14 protein-coding genes are annotated in these 19095 nt (G+C 31.0%); 10 read left to right on the forward strand and 4 right to left on the reverse strand.

Features of this window, described 5'->3' with window-relative positions:
• From ABEY15_RS15665 to ABEY15_RS15695, 7 genes are all read left to right on the forward strand, one after another.
• A partial coding sequence (locus ABEY15_RS15665) for an alpha/beta fold hydrolase (RefSeq protein ID WP_429891088.1) occupies nucleotides 1–208 on the forward strand: 208 nt, incomplete at its 5' end.
• Between the two features lie 265 nt (nucleotides 209–473).
• Nucleotides 474–1289, forward strand: coding sequence for a leucine-rich repeat domain-containing protein (locus ABEY15_RS15670; protein ID WP_429891089.1), 816 nt, complete (start codon nucleotides 474–476; stop codon nucleotides 1287–1289).
• A gap of 208 nt (nucleotides 1290–1497) precedes the next feature.
• Complete coding sequence (locus ABEY15_RS15675; protein WP_429891090.1) at nucleotides 1498–1938, forward strand: hypothetical protein; 441 nt, start codon at nucleotides 1498–1500, stop codon at nucleotides 1936–1938.
• Nucleotides 1939–2451: 513 nt separating this feature from the next.
• On the forward strand, nucleotides 2452–3792 hold the full coding sequence (locus ABEY15_RS15680; RefSeq protein ID WP_429891091.1) for a S8 family serine peptidase: 1341 nt from the start codon (nucleotides 2452–2454) through the stop codon (nucleotides 3790–3792).
• Nucleotides 3793–4111: 319 nt separating this feature from the next.
• Nucleotides 4112–4954 (forward strand): GNAT family N-acetyltransferase, encoded by an 843-nt coding sequence (locus tag ABEY15_RS15685; protein ID WP_429891092.1) that lies wholly within the window; start codon nucleotides 4112–4114, stop codon nucleotides 4952–4954.
• Between the two features lie 344 nt (nucleotides 4955–5298).
• On the forward strand, nucleotides 5299–6162 hold the full coding sequence (locus ABEY15_RS15690; protein ID WP_429891093.1) for a metallophosphoesterase: 864 nt from the start codon (nucleotides 5299–5301) through the stop codon (nucleotides 6160–6162).
• A 502-nt stretch (nucleotides 6163–6664) separates the two neighbouring features.
• Nucleotides 6665–7177, forward strand: coding sequence for a DUF2199 domain-containing protein (locus ABEY15_RS15695; RefSeq protein WP_429891094.1), 513 nt, complete (start codon nucleotides 6665–6667; stop codon nucleotides 7175–7177).
• A 598-nt stretch (nucleotides 7178–7775) separates the two neighbouring features.
• On the opposite strand, the gene ABEY15_RS15700 is transcribed toward ABEY15_RS15695, so the two are convergent.
• From ABEY15_RS15700 to ABEY15_RS15715, 4 genes are all read right to left on the reverse strand, one after another.
• Nucleotides 7776–8261 (reverse strand): DinB family protein, encoded by a 486-nt coding sequence (locus tag ABEY15_RS15700; protein ID WP_429891095.1) that lies wholly within the window; start codon nucleotides 8259–8261, stop codon nucleotides 7776–7778.
• 347 nt (nucleotides 8262–8608) lie between these two features.
• Nucleotides 8609–9271, reverse strand: a complete 663-nt coding sequence (locus ABEY15_RS15705) for a hypothetical protein (RefSeq protein WP_429891096.1) — start codon at nucleotides 9269–9271, stop codon at nucleotides 8609–8611.
• Nucleotides 9272–9296: 25 nt separating this feature from the next.
• Nucleotides 9297–9473 carry a hypothetical protein gene (locus tag ABEY15_RS15710; RefSeq protein ID WP_429891097.1) on the reverse strand — a complete coding sequence of 59 codons (177 nt, stop codon included), beginning with the start codon at nucleotides 9471–9473 and terminating at the stop codon, nucleotides 9297–9299.
• A gap of 307 nt (nucleotides 9474–9780) precedes the next feature.
• Nucleotides 9781–10860 carry a site-2 protease family protein gene (locus ABEY15_RS15715; protein WP_429891098.1) on the reverse strand — a complete coding sequence of 360 codons (1080 nt, stop codon included), beginning with the start codon at nucleotides 10858–10860 and terminating at the stop codon, nucleotides 9781–9783.
• Between the two features lie 266 nt (nucleotides 10861–11126).
• On the opposite strand from ABEY15_RS15715, the gene ABEY15_RS15720 reads away from it, so the two are divergent.
• From ABEY15_RS15720 to ABEY15_RS15730, 3 genes are all read left to right on the forward strand, one after another.
• Entirely contained in the window at nucleotides 11127–12596 is a 1470-nt protein-coding gene (locus ABEY15_RS15720) for a long-chain-fatty-acid--CoA ligase (protein WP_429891099.1), read from the forward strand.
• 349 nt (nucleotides 12597–12945) lie between these two features.
• Complete coding sequence (locus ABEY15_RS15725; RefSeq protein WP_429891100.1) at nucleotides 12946–13698, forward strand: hypothetical protein; 753 nt, start codon at nucleotides 12946–12948, stop codon at nucleotides 13696–13698.
• 622 nt (nucleotides 13699–14320) lie between these two features.
• Entirely contained in the window at nucleotides 14321–18484 is a 4164-nt protein-coding gene (locus tag ABEY15_RS15730) for a S8 family serine peptidase (RefSeq protein WP_429891101.1), read from the forward strand.
• Nucleotides 18485–19095: the final 611 nt, after the last annotated feature.

Genomic DNA, 19095 nt, shown 5'->3' on the forward strand with positions numbered 1-19095 from the left:
GAATGGACTTGAAATGCCAATTTTATTTATGGTTGGAGAAGGAAACCTTCATGAAATTAAAGGAGCTATTACATATCCGAATGTGGGTAATGATGTCCATGTTTCTGTCATCCCTTTCGCCTCTCATCTTGTACACATTGACCAACCAGAAATATACACTAATATATTAGAACAATTCATATTTAAAAATGAACAACGTAGTAACTGACCTGATTGCAATTGGTAAAAGGATAATTTTTTGAAGAATTTTTACTTTTCTTATACAACTAACGCATGCTTTAGTTGAAGATCATGAGTCGCTCAGTCGCTCAATGTGGCTCTTTTTTTTATTCAACATAATAGCAGGTTGTTGAATAAGAAAAGAAGGAAATGATGTTCATTTAAGGTATATTAATTGTTGTTTATGTCTATTGCTTTATTGAAAAACTTTTCACCAAATAGTAGTTAATAATTTTAAAATTGGGAGTATAGAAATGTCATTCATAAAAGATCCTGAATTAATATTTTGTATTAATGAAAGACCTCAATTTACTGATGATTTGAATGGATTAGATGTTACTTTAACAGAGTTAGTGATTCGTGGTAAAACAAAGAATCTTCATAAACTAAAACTTTTTACTGAATTAGAAAAATTATGGATATATACAGTTAATCAAAAGGAATTTGAGGTTATTTTGGACTTAGTTGATCCTAAAATGCTATATATTTATGAAATGAGGGTAGAGGATTTATCATTATTTAGTACTTTAAAAAAAGTTGAGATTCTAGCTCTTACTTGGAATACTAAAGCCAAAAGTTTATGGGATATCACTAAAAACTCATTACTAAAAAGTTTATTTATTGAAGATTTCTCAAAATTAAGTAATTTAAGTTCATTAAATAATAATTTAAAGTTGGAGTACTTGAATTTATCCGGTGGTATGTGGAATTCTTTGAAATTAGATAACCTTAAAGATCTTAGAAATCTTAATAATCTTAGATACCTTGGTTTATCAAATATTAAAACAAAAGATGAATCTTTAGAACCGATTGCATTTCTAAAAAATCTACAAATATTAGAAATTTCTAATCAGTTTCCAACGGAAGAATATGCAAGGCTATCTGTATTATTACCTAATACTAAATGTGATTATTTTGAACCTTATAAAGTTTTACTAGATCCAATTGATGATAAAGATATAATGGTTACTGGTAAAAGAAAACCATTTTTAAATTCAAAAGATGATGTAAAGAGAATTCAAAAATATAAAGATCAGTTTGAAGATTTTCAAATTAAATATAGAAAATAATGTTTTCCTTATGCAACTAACGCATGCGTTAGTTATACAAACAAAAAGTTGAAAAATAGCCTGTTTCTATGAACATTTAGTTTACATAGAAACAGGCTTTATTTTTTTAGTTAAACTTTCTAGGTTAGATTAATCTAAATATTGATTAAAAATCAATGGAAGGTTAATGTATATTGAGAAATAATAAATGTTTTGGAGGAAATTCATATTGCGATATTTATTAAAAATCATATTTGCTATTATTCTATCGGCTCCTATTGCAGTATTAATATGGACAGTTTTCACTTATTTTGTAAGTCCAGATTTCTTTAGAGAAGAAAATCTTGCAAATAGAGGATATTTTCCGTTTTTTACTTTTGTTTATATCATTGTATATTTTATTTTGGGTGTACCTACTACACTTATTGCAGATTTTGTTAGTAAGAGAAAGATGTTTAGTAATTCAGTTAAAATTCAATATTTCGTTCAATTTGGAATTTACACTCTTGCTGCCTTATGTATAACAAGCTTTGATTTTTCTGAAGGGTTATCTGCATTTATTCCTGTTCTAATACCTGTTTACACATATCTACATATATTATTATTTCTAAGGAGAAATCCAAAGAAAATAATAAGCAACAATAACTTGAAAAGTACCTCAAATACTTGAACCGTAATTTTTATTTGAGAAGAAATAGATGTTTTTGCTTTTCCTTATACAGCTTACGCATGCTTTAGTTGTATAAGGTTTACTAATTCCGAAGTTTAGAAAAATATTTAGACTATAGAATTAGTGGATTAATATATTCTATCTCTTCAAGAAACAACATTGTTTTTTGAAAGACTTCATCTTCAAATTCTTAGTAGTCATTCTATAGAAAGAGCATAGAAATCATAAAAGAAACAGATGGTAATCTTCGTATAAATAGTCTAGTTTTAGTACTAACAGTATTAAGGGATAGTACTACCAATGATGATACATATAATATATTAGATAATGTAGTTAAAGTACTTTGATAGAAGTCTAATTGAATAAGGTCTTTTCATTACTTTTAATTATGTCGAAAGTTTTATAAAAATAAGCTAAGGAAAGACAGGATTAAACAAAATCTCCCCGTTGTGATAAAAATATTAAGATTTTATAATTTAAATATTAGAAAATTCTTAAAAACGGGGGTTAATCATGAAAAAGAAATTGATTACAGGTGTTTTAACTGGTGCATTAAGTGCTTTTACTGTAATTAGCAGTCTTAATGTTGGACAAGCTCAAGTAGTGGACAAGGATTATGTGGTTGTTTTTAAATCAGAAACAAATTTACCGTCAAACTATATGGATGTAGTGAAAAATGCTGGAGGTAAAGTGAAAAAATCTTTAGCAAAATTAGGAGTTATTGAGGTCACATCAGATAATCCAAATTTCTTAACAGATATCCAAAAAAGTCCAGCTGTTTTAAACGCTGGTGTTGAAAATACTATTTATCCTGAAGCACCTGTAGATGTTGAAGCTATGCAAGATTTTGCTGCTACTTCTTCAAATGATTTATATAACCAATATCAATGGGATATTAAACAAGTCACAAATAATGGTGCTTCTTGGAAAATGCAAGGTGGTACAGGCAAGTCAACGAATGGTAAAGATGTTATTGTAGCCGTTGTGGATACAGGTATTGATTATACTCACCCTGATATCAAAAATAACTATGCGTACGGAAAGTCGTTCGTTCCTGGTATCACGAGTGCGATGGATGAAGATGGACATGGAACTCATGTTGCAGGATCAATCGCTGGTAACGGAAGAGTATTGGGTATCGGTCCTGAACTAAAAGTGGCTGCATATCGTGTATTTGGTCCAGAAGGTGAAGCAGCTACAGCTGATATTGCAAATGCCTTAATGACAGCTGCAGATGACAATGTCGATGTTGTTAATATGTCTCTTGGTGGATACGATTGGTTCCAAAATCCTGAATATGCAACAAAGGATGTTGTAGCTGACGTTCGTCTCTTCAACCGTGCAATTCAATATGCAATTAAAAGTGGTGTAACGGTAGTTGGTTCTGCTGGAAATGCTGGTGTGGATATTTCAAGTCCTGGTAAGCTTTCTGGAGATGATAATGGTGCTACACACAGAAGCCCAAGCAGCCAAACATTAATTCGTGTTTCTGCAGGTGGACAAGAGAAGAATTTAACTTATTACTCAAACTATGGTGTAGGTAAAATCGATGTAATCGCTCCAGGTGGTGACTATGGTACAGCTTGGTTAGCTACTGGCGATAAATCGCTAAGAGAAAATAAATTATGTTTATCAACTGTTCCTGGAGGTTATGCATTTTATGCAGGTACATCTATGGCAGCTCCTAAGACTGCAGGACTAGCTGGGGTAATTATTGCAAAACACGGTAAGGATGTTCTTTCTCCTTCACAAGTAAAACATATAATTCAAAGCTCAGCTGATGATTGGTTCAAAAATGGTTACGATGGTCAATCAGGATTTGGTTCAATCAATGCTGTAAATGCTTTAAAATAATTTATCAAATCAAAGTAAAAAGGATCTAAAACATAGATCCTTTTTACTTTGCGAATAGGCTAATCCTTATCTTATCTGAACTGCAAAATGACATTCAATTGTTAATGAATGAAATTTAATTATGTTATTCAACTAACGAATGCTTTAGTTCAATAGCGATTGGCTGCTTCGGCAGTCTTTTTTTATTCAACAAAATGGCAGTTTAGTTGCATAAGGATTACATAAATAAACTTTGTAATTTAAAGCATAAAATCGATTTTATAGAATATATATTATAAACATTTTTTAAGATTAAGAACTATCAGAAGGGGATGGTTGATTGATAAAACTGATAAAGTATGATGACTTTACATTATTTAAGAAAGATGTGATTTCTTTCTTAGAACTATATGAAGCTGAAAACAATCTAATTTTAGGCGTCTTGCTATCATTAAGTGAAATAGATGAAAGTCCCCTTTTAATGGCTACTGTAATAAAAGACGCCGAAATAGGGCTGGTCTTACTTCAGACACATCCTAGTCAAATTATTTTGTCAAAATCTGTTTCTTTTACATCAAAAGAAATAATTGTTATAGGGGAAAAGTTGAATAACACAACACAAGTAATACCTGGCTTTATAGGCGAAAAGAAATTAACCACAGAACTAGCCAATTGTATTTTGAAATTAAAAGGGATTCAAATAGGATTTTTAATGGATCAAAAAATTTATAAACTTGAAAAAGTTAACAAAAGAAACAATACAATTGGAAAGCTTAGGAGGATTTTAGAAAAGGATCATAATACTATTAAAGAATGGATGTATCAGTTTTGTAATGAAATTAATCAACCTATTAGTAATGAAGAAGCAGATAAAAGAGCAAAAGAAATGATTAATAAAGGGAAATTATTTGCTTGGGAAGTGGACGGAGAACTGGTTTCCATGGCTTGTGCAACACGTCCAACCAAAAATAATATTACTATCAGCTGTGTGTACACTCCGAATAGAGAAAGAAAAAATGGATATGCCTCTGATTGTGTTTCATCTCTTACTGAATTCTTATTAGAAAGTGGTTATAAAACAACAAGTCTATACACTGATCTTAGTAATCCTACTTCCAATAAAATTTATATTCAAATTGGATATAAAGCAATAATGGATTCATTTGCTATTTTTTTTAAATGAATGAATTAATAATTGGAGTATTAGTCACATTTCATTTTATCTAATTCAACTAACAATCAGCTTTAGTTGAAGATCACGAGTTGCTAGCAACTCGTTTTTTTATTCAACAAAATGGCAGTTTAGTTCAATAAGAACTCGCAGTTTGGTAATAAAATAAATGGAAATTTATGGTATAATCACTTGGGTAAGCTGTCTTTCCAATTGAATTTTTAATACATACACTAATTTTACTAGTTCAATAGTGAAGTAGTTTGTTTAGTTGAGCAATTATTTTTAACGAACATCGAGAAGTAATCAGAAATGAGTCGCTAATGCGGCTTTTTTGAATTATACAGGGGGAAATGATGGTTAAAAAAGGTAGAAAAATTATAGTGTTTATCTTGGCATTAGTAATCTGTTTAATAGTTTATTACTTTTTACAACTAAATTGGATTTCAATAACCAATGAAACGGTTCATTTAAATGATTTACCACCAGAATTTAATGGTTATAAAATCGTACAGTTATCAGATTTGCACAATAAAGAATTTGGGGAAGGAAATAAAAAGTTAGCCAATAAAATTAATAAAATTAAGCCAGATATGATTGTTATTACAGGTGATATGTTGAATAACAATCACGATATACTAAATAATGGAGAAGTTTTAATTAAATTACTTAGAAACCTGAATAACAATTATCCGATTTATTATGTGACGGGTGAACACGAGGAAGGTTTGTATTACGAGGATAGAAATAAGTATCATAAAGAAGGTACAAAAAAAGCATACGAAGAGGAATTAAGTAAACTAGGTGTTACGATCTTAAATGATGAAAAAACAACAGTTAGACAACAAGATGCAAAAATTAACTTATATGGTTTAAAAGAACATTTATCAGGAGACATTCATATCGAAGAACGTTTAGGCAATACGAGAGAAGGAGAAGTTAATATATTACTTTCACATAGACCTTTTTATTTTAAAGAATATGCTAAATGGGGAGCAGATTTAGTTTTTTCTGGTGATACTCACGGGGGAATGATTCATCTACCTTTTATAGGCGGTATTTTTTCAACAGAGGGATTTTTCCCGAAATATGATGGTGGTTTGTTCCAAAATGGGAACTCAATAATGGTTGTAAATAGAGGTTTAGGTAACAATCCATTTGCTCTTAGAATAAATAATCGCCCAGAAATAGTTGTCATTACCTTAAAAAATAAAAAATAAGCTAGTAAATGTTATTCAACTAACGCATGCTTTAGTTGAATATTGTAAACTTGATGATCAGTAAACAGGAAGTGGAGATATTATGAAAAATAGATTTAAACTCTTGATAATTCCAGCTATTGTATTATGGATAGGTGGGGGACTTACTTATTTCGTTTCAACTTGGTATTACGGAGTTTCCAATAATTATAGATTTATTGCCTATATACTAATTATTATCGGATTTATTATGTATATAATTGAAAAGTATTTACTTAAAAAAATAACAAAAAAACAATTACTTTGGTTTAATTTCACTTTCTTGATATTACTGATAGTTAGTATTTTAGGAATCAAATTCTTCAACTAACGCAGTGCTTTAGTTGAAGAACTTGATTCGCTTTATGTGGCTCATTTTTTATTCAACAAAATGGCAGATTAGTTGAATAAGTGATTCTCTACTTCATCAAAAATAAAAGATAGTTTATTATTAAATTAGTTAAAAGTATTTGGGGGCAATCACATGAGTAATGGTTTTATATGTAAGTGTTGTGGAAAATATCATGAAGAGTTACCAATGAGTTACGGAAGTGCAGTTCCTGACTATTTTTTTGATATTCCAGTTGATGAGCAAGAAAGTCGTGTCGAGATGAACGATGATTTATGTATTATTGATGATAAGTATTTCTTTATTCGTGGAAATATTGAAATTCCTGTTATCGATACAAATCAAAAATTTATTTGGGATGTATGGGTATCATTAAGCGAAGAGAACTTCGATAAGACAAATGACTTTTGGGAGGATCCTGAAAGGCAAAAAAAATTAGATCCTATGTTTGGTTGGTTATCGACCGATATTCCTTGTTATCCAGACACAATAAATTTAAAAACTATGGTACAAACAAGGACAGTTGGTTTGTGTCCTGTTATTGAATTAGAGCCAACTAAACACCCATTAGCAGTGGAACAAAGAGAAGGAATAACATTAGAACGAATTAAGCGAATTGTAGAAGAATTATGTGATTCAGAAGAGTAAGATTAGTAATTCCTTATGCAACTAACGCAATGCATTAGTTGACTAACCCAGCTAATTATAAGCGGCTTTTTGTATTGTGTAAATGACAGATTAGTTACATATGATAATATTTAATTTTTGGATAAAGAGACAAAATTCCCCCAAATCAAAAACAATTATTGCCTTGGTATAGTTAAAGGTACTAATTAGAATTTAGGAGAAGAGTATTATGGATCAAGAAAAATACTAGCGTATGCTAATCTATTACTCACAATAATTGCATTGGTGCTGTATTAGTCTAAAAACTAACACTAAAAATCCATTGCTTTTTCCAATAATATCACTGACATATATACTTGGAGGATTTTATAATTTAAACTATTTCATTTCCAAATATTTCTATTTTATTCAAGGAGTCTTTTTATTGAGCAAAAATTACCTAAATATAAAATAGGAGCCGATCATATTCCATCTGCTCCAGAGTTTTATTCAACTATTGCAATGTGTTAGAATAATTTCTATTTAACCCCAATGACTTAACTTAGAAAAAAAGCTACCGTAGCTGGTAGCTAGAACATAAATTTAAAACAGAAATTGTTTAAACTATTTTCTTTGTTAATTATTTATTCGAATGAGTAGCAAGACCCCGTCCAATTAGATTTGCAGAAATAGGTTGTTTCCCGATTTCCCTTGCCCAAATTGATAATTGTCCTATATGGTGAATTTCATGAGCAATGGTATGTCTAATGATTTCACCCCAAGTATCCGTTACATTTCTTCCATCTGGTAAGGTATCGTAAAATAAACGATTTTCCATTTCATGATCCCAGCTGTCTACAAAATTTTTCACTTCAATATGAAATTTAGCGTCTAATTCTCGAACTTTATCTAAGCTTTTATAATCATTAAAACTCTCCTGAAAATCAGATTTGCCTTGTAAGACACGAATCCAGCTCCACTCTACATCAACTATATGAAATAGTGTATGTAAAATACTTCCCATTCCACCAGTTCGGGTCAACAGTAATTCTTCTTCACTTAACTCTTCACACCACCTATACCAATCTTCTCTTACCGACCAATTATATTTATAAAACATTTGCAATAATAACCCCTCCTAATATAGAAAATTAAGCTACTAAAATAATTTATTAAGAATTTTACCAAAATTTGTTAACTATGAGTATTTCAACAAGTAAATGTTAAATTCCTTGTTGAACAACTAGGTGATAATACTGTTTTTTTCGATGATGAAACACAGCAAGTAATTGGAAGAGGATATAGAGATCGAATTGGTAGGAAGCCCCTGTTCCTTTAATTGACATTATCGCATGCATGGAAGGGGGGCAATGCTTGTCTAATAACTAGTAGATTTATTGAATCATAGAGGCAACTCAATTTTTATAAGTAATTTTTAGGAAGTTTCTCTTATTGAGTTAAGACAGCAATTTATTATTTATATAAAAAACTAGGATTATTTAAATCATTATTTTTAATGATTACGTCAGCAGTGAGTTGAGGTGAGTGTTCTACCAAATAGAGTTTCGAAGCTGCATGATACCTTTTAAAAAACATTTCTTCAGCTTTTTCATAGCTTCCGAATGCTCGTTCTTCACGGATCGCTCCTCTTTTTCTAGCTATATCAAATTCGGTATCTACGAATATTTTAAAATCGTACAGGTTACATAATTCCCTCTTAAATAAAAAGGTTCCATCTATAATAAAAATCATATCATTTGTTGCAACTTTTAAATTTGAATTAACATATTCATCCTTTAGCAAGTCGAAGGAAGTTGTTTGATAATGCAAGTTGCCATTTGGACCTAATGGTATTAAAAGTTTTTGCTTAAAAGACTCGTAATCATGTGCAGCCTCATAATAACCTAAAGCAGATTCCTTGCCGTGTTTGTATCGAATTTCTCTTGGGTTATGAAAATGATCTATACTTGTTCTAATCACGTTCTTTTTCCTGCGTTTAAGTTCCTCAGCAATTTCATTAGCAATTGTTGACTTACCAGATGCCGTGATTCCACTAACTCCCACTCGAATTGGATGATCTGTTTTTAAGCAGAAAATTTTATTTACCAAATCAGAAATTAATTTGCTCCTTAGCATAAATCCTCCTTATTTGCGAAACTTTTTAATTTGGTCCATTAATATTATTTGGATTAGTAGGATTAGTTGTATTTCTCCCAATTTCTTCATTAAATGTTTGATTATCACTTTTAGTTGGAGTGCCAGTTCCAAACATCTTTTCCATAAAAAAACCAAATGCAATCATTAAAATAACAAATCCCAAAATTATGTATCCAAACAATGTCGTATACCTCCTGTCATATTTAAATGTTATATAGACAAAACTCAAATTTACACAAAATGTATGTTTAATAAAAAGCTCGTTTTAGTTCTATTTTTAAAGATATTCCATTTTTTACCATAAAATTCCTCTTCCTTATTGAACTAAAATATTATTTAGCTCTAACAATGGTATTTTATTTACCCTGAACTATTCTTCAAACCCCCAATGGAAATGGAAAACAGTAACTGAATACCAAGAGGGCATTTATAATTAAAATAAAAGAACCTATCTTGAAAATTTATTTTCAAAATAGGTTCTTTTTCTCTTATCTACCTAAAACATGTTCAATTAAACCATAACTCCAAAATCCAAGTAAAGCTAAGCTACTCGCTAAAATGATATAGGCAATAAAAATTTGCCATTTTTTACGATTGCTAGAAACATAGTAAGTTTCTAATGTTTCTTGTTGTTTCAGTAAAGGGGCAATCCTTTTATGCTTAATTTCTTGAATCTTTTCATCTATATAAGTTCTCCAGTCTAAGTCTGGTTCATGTAAACGTGCTCGAATGGAACGAATTAGATAATTTATTTCAAGACGTTCCTTATGAATTTCTAATTCTAATTTCTTATGATCCTCAAAAAATGGGAAAAAGAAACGTTTTACAATCGTACGATCGGAATAGACATTAAAAATCCCAAATTGAAATTGTTTAATAGTATGCTCGTATAGTTTTATTTTTTCTTTAATAACCTTTAACTGGTAAGCTTCTCGAATTCGTTTAACGAATGTAGTAATACCTAAAATAATAATATAAAATGCGATAAAACTAGGTTGATAAAATAAATACACTAGCATCATCATAATACCGATAAACCAAAAAATTGGAGGTAAAACACTTAAAATTCTTCCTCCATCAAGAGGAGAAATCGGAATTAAATTAAACAAATTAAGTATACAGCCTAAAGCAATGACTAATCCGAAAAATTCATTATGAGTATAATGATAAAGTGGAATTGCTGGTAGAACTGAAATTAAGCCTAAAAACGGGCCACCAAATGCTACATATGATTCAGTTACAGCATCTTTAGGCATTTTTTTAAGTGAAATAACCGCTCCAACAAAAGGAATAAAAAATGCTGGTGAAGTTGGTAGACCCTTTTGTTTCGCAGCAATTAAGTGCCCGCCTTCATGACAAATTAATAAGTAAACAAGAGCGAAAGCAAAATACCATCCAAAAGTAAATCCGTATACAAATAAATACAATATCATGCTTAAAAAAGATAAAAATTTTGCAGCTTTTAATAACGGTAAAAGTAGCTTTAATTTAGTACCGATTAGTGCGATTACAACACCAATTCTTGTTAACGATTTTTTCGTTTTATTATTGATCATTGGTTGTGCCATTCATTTCACCTTCTCGCTAATTATGATATGATTATGTAGTATAAAAATTATATCATTAAAGATTATTTGTTTGATAGAACAATAAAGAAATAGGGACTAAAGTCTGTCCTTGTACTGAGATAAAAAGAAAAGATTTAAGAGGAAAATAACAAATTAGATGAGTTTAAGTAAATGTTAGAAAGTTTTCTTTCTAACTTTTGCATTTTTCTAGAATATTTAATTATATGTAATACTAACAATGAAATTAACTAAGGATTGATAAAGTAATGAATATATATGAGATGATTAAAGAAGTAGCAGATAATAAAGGTAAAAACATAGCTTATAATTACGATGGAAACAAAACGAATTATGAAGAACTCATTTCATCGTGTGAAAACATAGCACAACTATTAGTTGAAAATGAGATTGAAAAAGGAGATAAAATAGCGATTTTATTAGGAAATTCTCCTGAGTTTGTACAAACCTATTTAGCAATTTTAAGACTAGGTGCAATCGCCATTCCATTAAATCCAGCTTTTACGGAAAAGGAACTTAGCTATATTTTAAATGACTCTTCTACTAAACTTGTAATTTCAACTAGTGAGCAGGAGAAAAAGCTTAAAATTGTTAAAAATCTGTGTCCTTCATTATTAAATATCATTTCAATAGATGTAATACAACCGGTAGTGACAATAAAAAATCAATTAGAAGAAATTGAAATCCTACAGGATGATACGGCTGTTATTCTATATACATCAGGAACAACCGGTAACCCTAAAGGTGCAATGTTGTCTCATTTCAATTTAATTGAAAATGCAAATGATTTTTCCAGGTTAATCGAATTAAGTGAAAATGATCAAATAATCGCCGTCCTTCCAATGTTTCATTCATTTTGCTTAACATTATGTGTAAATATGATTTTGTTAAATGGGGCATCAACAATCATTATTCCTAAATTTAACCCAGCTGAATTAGTTGAGGTAATCAAAAAAGAAAAAGCTACTTTAATTGCGGCGGTACCGACGATTTATAATTATTTATATCAATTAAATAGTGCGACAGCAAAGGATTTTAGTAGTTTAAGAGCATGTATTTCTGGCGGGGCATCTATCCCAATTGAATTATTACAGTCAATTCAAGAAAAATACAATGTCTTAATTGTAGAAGGTTATGGACTTTCTGAAACAGCTCCAGTTCTTACTTTCAATCCATATCGTGGTATTTGCAAACCAGGATCGGTAGGTCTTGATCTACCAAGTGTTGAGACTAGAATAGTAAATGAAAATGGCGAAGAAGTTCCAACTGGTGATGTAGGTGAAGTTATTGCGATAGGACCGAATGTGATGAGTGGTTATTTAAATAATATAGAAGAAACTGAAAAAGCATTTTTAAACGGTTGGTTTAAAACGGGTGATCTCGGAAAAAAAGATGAAGATGGATATTTATTTTTATTAGATCGAAAAAAAGATGTTATTATTACGAACGGATATAATGTTTACCCTAGAGAAATAGAAGAGAGACTTTATCAACATCCTAATGTTATTGAAGCAGCGGTAGTCGGAAAACCTAATCAATTAATAGGTGAAAGTGTTTGTGCTTATATAGTCGTTTCAAATGATTCACTTTCAGAAAGTGAGATCATTGATTTTTGTAAAAAAGCACTTGTTTATTATAAAATTCCTAAAGAAATTTATTTTGTAGAAGAACTACCTAAAAATAGTACTGGGAAAATTTTAAAAAGAAAACTTAAGTAATTTTGGAGACCAATCATTTGAATGGTCTTTTTTTTTTTGCGAATTTGGGCCATGTCTTCTCCTGTGCAAAACTAGTTAAATAGTCCTGTTAAATTAAGAAGATGATATAGTCTAAATTTCGTATATTTGACACATTACTACAAACTAAATACTACTAATTTTTGGTAATATTTAGATGAAAAAAAGGTAATTGAAGAGGAGATAAAAATTGAAAATGAAATTAATGATCATGTAACTGAATTAGTGGAAGAAACGTTGAGGGAATTAAATTAGTTTATAAGAATTTTGCTTTCCAACTCTTTGTGTTTATGTGACTATTAAGTTAGTCATTAAACAAAGGGGATAGAAAATGAGAATGAAAATGTTTATTTTGTATGTAAGTTTAATGTGTGTATTATTGTCGAGTTGTACAACTCCATCATCTAATGGCAACTATTTTGAATTGGATGATTATGATAAATTAACTTCATTTAGTGCACAAAAAGGAGATGTGTACTATGTTGATTATTCATTTGCTGTCAAAAAAGGTTATGTAGATTTAATTGTCTATAATAAAAAAACGAGAGATATCGTTTTCACAACATCAATTAATAAGAAGGCAAAATATCAAGGTTCTTTTACTATACAAAGAAGCGGTATTTATATTGTCGAAATGGATGGTTATAAAGCATCTGGTGAATATAAATTCAAACTTACTAATGAAACAATTGCAAAAAAAGAATCAACTATTGAACACATGGATGAAATGTTGTTAACGAATACAAAAAATCATGATTTTGAGATAGAGAGATGGAAAGATAAAAAAAATACTTATTACAATGTTACATTCCAAACAGATTATACTGGTGTAGAGCTGTGTACGTTTGATGGTATAAAGAATGAAAACAGTGGAGTAATAGCAGGTAATTACGATCGGCAGGATGATCTTGTTGAATTACCAACAACAATTGATGTTTGGAAAAGCGCAAAAACGATGATTCATTTTAACATTCCAAATGAAAAAACGATAGGTAGTATGGTAATTTGCTATATTCCAATTGAAAAAGATGGGGAAACTTTAAGTAAGGAAATTAAATATGATCGAATCCTCTTTCATAAATAAATGATAATGAAACGCACCTCTTTAGTAGAGGTGTACAAATTCCAACTGTAAAAACTAAAAAAACGTCTAAACAAAATGCGAATGGAAAAACTATAGATGAAAATATAAGTGCATTAAAAAGATTTTAGAGAGACTGATTATAAAAAACTAATATATTGGAGCAAATCTATGGAGCTATACTTCAAAAAGGAGTATAGCTTTTTTTTGAAATGCTTTTTTGAAAAATCCTGTATTTTGAAATGAAATCTTACAAATCCCACAATTTTCAGCCTAAAAAATCTTACAAAAAACAACAAAAACCATCTTTTTGTGATTTTATTTCCTTTTTATTTTCATAAAGAATTAAATATGTAACTAATAGATACTAGGTTAAAAATTTAAAAGAATAATCTGATTTTACTTAAAAGATTAGTATAAAATGTTAATTTTTTACTTTTGAAATCTACTTAATTATAGAGATGAATATCGCGAAAAATCACTAGATTTATTGGGAATTAATGTAATTTTTGTAGAAAAATGAAGGTTAATTTCACTTAATATTCCCCCAATACACTTTAAGAATTTGTCTGATTATAATGATAATTGTAAGATTTTTCAGAAAAGTACAAAAAGGAGAATGCAGATGATGAAGCATAAAAACAAAAAAATTGTCAAAGTAATGACTGCTGGAGTAATCACCTCTAGCTTATTTTCAGCTAGTTTAATTTCTGGTCACAAAACATTCGCAGTGACAAACTCTTCTGGCTCAAATAATAGTATTAAGGATATTGATAGTTATATCAAAAATATATCCAATGCTGATCGAGAAATGATTCACAGCATGCAGGAGAATAATAATGCTGAAGGGCTAAAAATCTCGCCTGACGTAGATTTAAATGTAGATACTCCTTTAAATGTAATTGTTCAGTTTAAACAAGCTCCATCAGAAATTGATTTTAAAATCAATCAAAAGAGTGGTCTTAACGCTTCCATGCAGAATTCAAGAGAGAAGGTAGAGGAATCTCATAAAAAATTCAAAGAACAATTAAATGGAAATGCAAAATTAAAATCGATTGATATAAAGAGAGAATACAAGAGCATCTTTAACGGTGTTGCAATGACACTACCTGCTAATGAAGTAAAAGAGCTTTTAACATTAGAGACAGTAAATGCTGTTTATGAAGATCGGGAAATTACGGTGGAACCTTTCGTAGAACAAAATGGTGAGCCGACAAACAACGCTTCGATTAAATTAAATAATATGGAACAAATCGGTGCTGAAAAGCTACATAAAGAAGGTATCACTGGTAAAGGAATTAAAGTAGGTGTCATTGATACAGGTATTGATTATACTCATCCTGATATAAAAGATGTGTATAAAGGCGGATATGATTTAGTAAATAACGATTCAGATCCTATGGAATCAACTTATGATGATTGGAAAAAATCTGGAAAACCTGAATTAAATCCAACTTCAGGTGAACCTTGGTATACGGCACATGGAACACACGTATCAGGTATTATTGCGGGAACAGGTAAAAATAAATCCGATTTTGCCATAACAGGTGTAGCTCCAGAAGTGGAGCTTTATGGCTATAAAGTTCTTGGTCCATATGGTACTGGATCATCGAATACAATACTTGCAGGAATTGAAAAAGCCGTAGAGGATAAGATGGATGTCATTAACTTATCGTTAGGGGCACCTGTTGCTAACCCACTTGATCCATTAGCAGTTGCGATCAATAATGCTACTTTAGCTGGAACAGTTTGTGTTCTTGCTGCTGGTAATGCCGGACCTAACCAGTATACGATTGGTAGCCCAGCTTCATCTGCGCTTGGTATTACAGTTGGCGCAAGTAGCTCACCAATTACGGTTCAAACTAGTAATTCAGTTGCAACTTCAGCAACTGAAACTGCTAAATTAGATAATATGAGAATTATGGGTTCAGATTATACTAATCTAAATACGTTGAAGGGATCAAATCTTCCAATTGTATTTGTAGGTAAAGGTCAAGTTTCTGATTACAATGGTAAAAACGTGAAGGACAAGATTGTACTGATTGAGCGTGGCGATTTAACGTTGAATGTAAAAATTAAGAACGCAAAGGCAAATGGTGCCAAGGCAGTAATCATGTTCAATAATATTGCTGGAGAAACGTATATTCCTTATTATATTGGAAACAATTTTGACTTTATCCCAACTTTTAGTATTCCAAATGATCAAGGTACAAAGCTAGTCAATATGTTATCTAAAGGCAATGTAAACATAACGATGAACGATTTTGGATCTTATGATACGGATGGGGATAAATTGGCTGACTTTAGTTCAAAAGGACCAGCAAGAAGATATTATGACATTAAGCCAGAGGTCACTGCACCAGGTGTGGCAGTATTTTCTTCAATCCCAGCTTATTACAATGGTGTAGCTCACAAAGATGACTACGAACATGCATATGCGCGCTTTGATGGTACTTCTATGGCTGCGCCACATGTTACTGGTTCTGCTGCTTTAATTTTACAAGCTCATCCTGACTATACTCCTGAGCAAGTTAAATTAGCACTAATGAATTCTGCTGACGCATTAAATGGAAACTATAGTGTTTTTGAAGAAGGATCGGGAAGAATTGATGCAGATGAGGCTGTACACTCTTCAATTCAAATTGGTGTGAAGGATGATGCACCAACGCTTGATGAAAACGGAAATAAAATGATGATCCCAGAAACAGCTGGCGACCTAAGCTACGGTGCCATTGTATCGACAGATGAGGATTATACAGACAAAAAGACAATTGAACTTACAAACAACTCAGATAAAGATAAAGTGTTTGACGTAAAAGTTAAATTTAATAATGTTGAAAGTTATGATAAGGACGGAGCTAAGAATGGTATTTTAATAGATTTGCCTTCTGAAGTTAGAGCTAAAGTTCATGGCATGTCAAAAATTAAACCTATACTTACAGTTCCAAAAACAGCTGAATTAGGCATTTATGAAGGGTACATTACCTTTACGAATAAAGAAGACAGCAATGAAGTTTATCAAATTCCATTTGCCTTAAATAAAATGGAACAAGGTATTAAAGACGTTCTACTAACAACAAAAGCTTTTAATACAAGAAGAGATTTACCATTCCCTATCTCTGGATCTACTGGAATTGCATTCTCTTTAAACAGTCGCATGGAGACAGTTGATGTAATATTAAAGAATGCCGACACTGGCGAGCAATTAGGAATCATTGACTCATTCGATGGTGGATATAATGAAGGTATGACATATGGTTTAGATGCTGGATTTAATGGTCTTTACTTCCCATTTACAGGAAATCCTGACCAACCAGTTCATGTTACAAAAGCTCTTGCTTCTCCAGGAAGATATGAGATTGAAATTGTTGGAACAAACGAAGAAGGGAAAATATTTAAAAAATCTCAGCAAATTGTCATTGATAATACGCTACCAACGATGAAAATGAATATTCCAGGTGGAGTTTATGAAGTAGATGATGCAGGTCTTAAAATTACTGGTAATATTTCAGATTCAAGCATGGATCTAATAAACAAAAATGGTGATAATATTGACCAATCCAAAAATACAGTTAAAGTAACTGGTGCACAAAATCCTATTGGTAATGTACCATTAGTCGTTGACAGCAATGGAAACTTTGAATACACAAGAAAAATCCAAGCAGAGAAAAATTTCTCAACGATGACATTATTAGGCCAAGACATTGCTACTAACGGCATTCAGAATCATCCTAGTCAAACGTACACTTTGGTTAAAAAAGGACAACCTTACATTAAGTTAACAACTGATAAATTTGACGCAAAATACGGTGATACTATTAAAGTAACGTTAAGTGAACATAACATTAAAAATTTAATGGGCGGGGAGTTTACACTTGCTTATCCTAAAGATGTATTTGAATACCAAAGCACAGAAATAAGTAGCGAATATGTTAATGCAGCAAAAGCTTTAGGGTTAACAGCTAACCTTACAGCTCAAGATCAAAAAACAGATACATCAAACAATTGGGTTAAATTAACGACAAGTTTAGATGGACCTACTCCTACAACTGGAATTAATTCAAATATGCCTGTGGCTACGATTACTTTAAAAGTAAAAGATAAGCCAAACTTATATACAAAATGGGTTCAACAATTAGGATTCCAGACTGCTAAAGCGAATATTTTAGGTCAACCACAAATGACAATAAACAATAAATTTGGACAAGGAATTAATATCATTCCATCTTATTCAATACTTGAAGGTGGATTCCTTCCAGATGGGTTTGTCCCTAGTAATCTAATTTGGTTAGATCCAAATAGGGATTATTCAAAAGTAGGAGCAGAAGTGTATGTAATTGGTGGAACTGATGGAAAACGTTATGATGCAACCATTAACAGTGCTGCTAGATTCTCAGTACCTAATCTACCATTACTAGATCAATCTTACGAAATTGTTATCAAAATACCAGGACATTTCGAAAGACATGTAAAGGTTGATGAATTAGTAGATTCATACGATGCAATGGATGCTGGAAAATTAAAGTATTTCTACTACGCTACGATGAAAGCTGGAGATGTTAACAATGATAATGTCGTTGATCTACTTGATGCAGTCTACATCACTAGCAAACTGAATACAAATGATCGAAATGCAGACATTAATTTTGACGGTAAAGTTGATGCGAAGGATCTTAATTATGTAAAGAGAAACTATCTAATGGTAAACCCAGATGCATCTGGAAATATCAAACCAGTTACAAAATATAAAGGCAAAACGATTGATGATTATATTAAACCATTAGGATAAGTTGTATTTTGTAATTATGGCCACCAGCTTTTATGCTGGTGGTTTTTTCTTGTGAGACTTGTTTTTAAGAGTTGGATTAAATTCTACTCATATGGAAAGGAAGGCCAAAAATGCGTTTATGAGTAAGTAAAGAGGTAAAAAGATGAAAAATGCTTCTTCATGAGGTGTTTATGAGGAAGTAAACAAGGAAAACTATGAAAAATGATTCCTCATGAGGTGTTCATGGGGAAGTAAAAAAGGGAAAATATGAAAAATGCTTCCTCATGGGTGTTCATGAGGAAGTAAAAAGGTAAAAAGATGAAAAATGGTTCCTCATGAGGTGTTCATGAGGAAGTAAAAAGGTAAAAAGATGAAAAGTGCTTCCTCATGAGGTGTTCATGAGGAAGTAAAAAGGTAAAAAGAAGAAAAGTGCTTCCTCATAAGGTGTTCATGAGGAAGTAAAAAGGTAAAAAGATGAAAAATGGTTCCTCATGAAGTTTTCATGAGGAAGTAAATAAGGAAAAAGATGAAATATGATTCCTCATGAGGTGTCCATGAGGAATTAAAAAAGGAAAAAGATGAAAAATACTACCTCATGAGGTGTTCATAAGAAAGTAAACAAGGAAAAAAAT

This window comes from Gottfriedia acidiceleris (assembly GCF_050457485.1).
GTDB classification, from domain to species: Bacteria; Bacillota; Bacilli; order Bacillales; family Bacillaceae_G; genus Gottfriedia; species Gottfriedia acidiceleris_D.

Coding starts and splice junctions, on each gene's coding strand:
- ABEY15_RS15670 (WP_429891089.1), top strand. CDS start 474: ATGTCATTCATAAAAGATCCTGAATTAATATTTTGTATTAATGAAAGA.
- ABEY15_RS15730 (WP_429891101.1), top strand. CDS start 14,321: ATGATGAAGCATAAAAACAAAAAAATTGTCAAAGTAATGACTGCTGGA.
- ABEY15_RS15690 (WP_429891093.1), top strand. CDS start 5,299: ATGGTTAAAAAAGGTAGAAAAATTATAGTGTTTATCTTGGCATTAGTA.
- ABEY15_RS15725 (WP_429891100.1), top strand. CDS start 12,946: ATGAGAATGAAAATGTTTATTTTGTATGTAAGTTTAATGTGTGTATTA.
- ABEY15_RS15695 (WP_429891094.1), top strand. CDS start 6,665: ATGAGTAATGGTTTTATATGTAAGTGTTGTGGAAAATATCATGAAGAG.
- ABEY15_RS15715 (WP_429891098.1), bottom strand. CDS start 10,860: ATGGCACAACCAATGATCAATAATAAAACGAAAAAATCGTTAACAAGA.
- ABEY15_RS15705 (WP_429891096.1), bottom strand. CDS start 9,271: ATGCTAAGGAGCAAATTAATTTCTGATTTGGTAAATAAAATTTTCTGC.
- ABEY15_RS15680 (WP_429891091.1), top strand. CDS start 2,452: ATGAAAAAGAAATTGATTACAGGTGTTTTAACTGGTGCATTAAGTGCT.
- ABEY15_RS15720 (WP_429891099.1), top strand. CDS start 11,127: ATGAATATATATGAGATGATTAAAGAAGTAGCAGATAATAAAGGTAAA.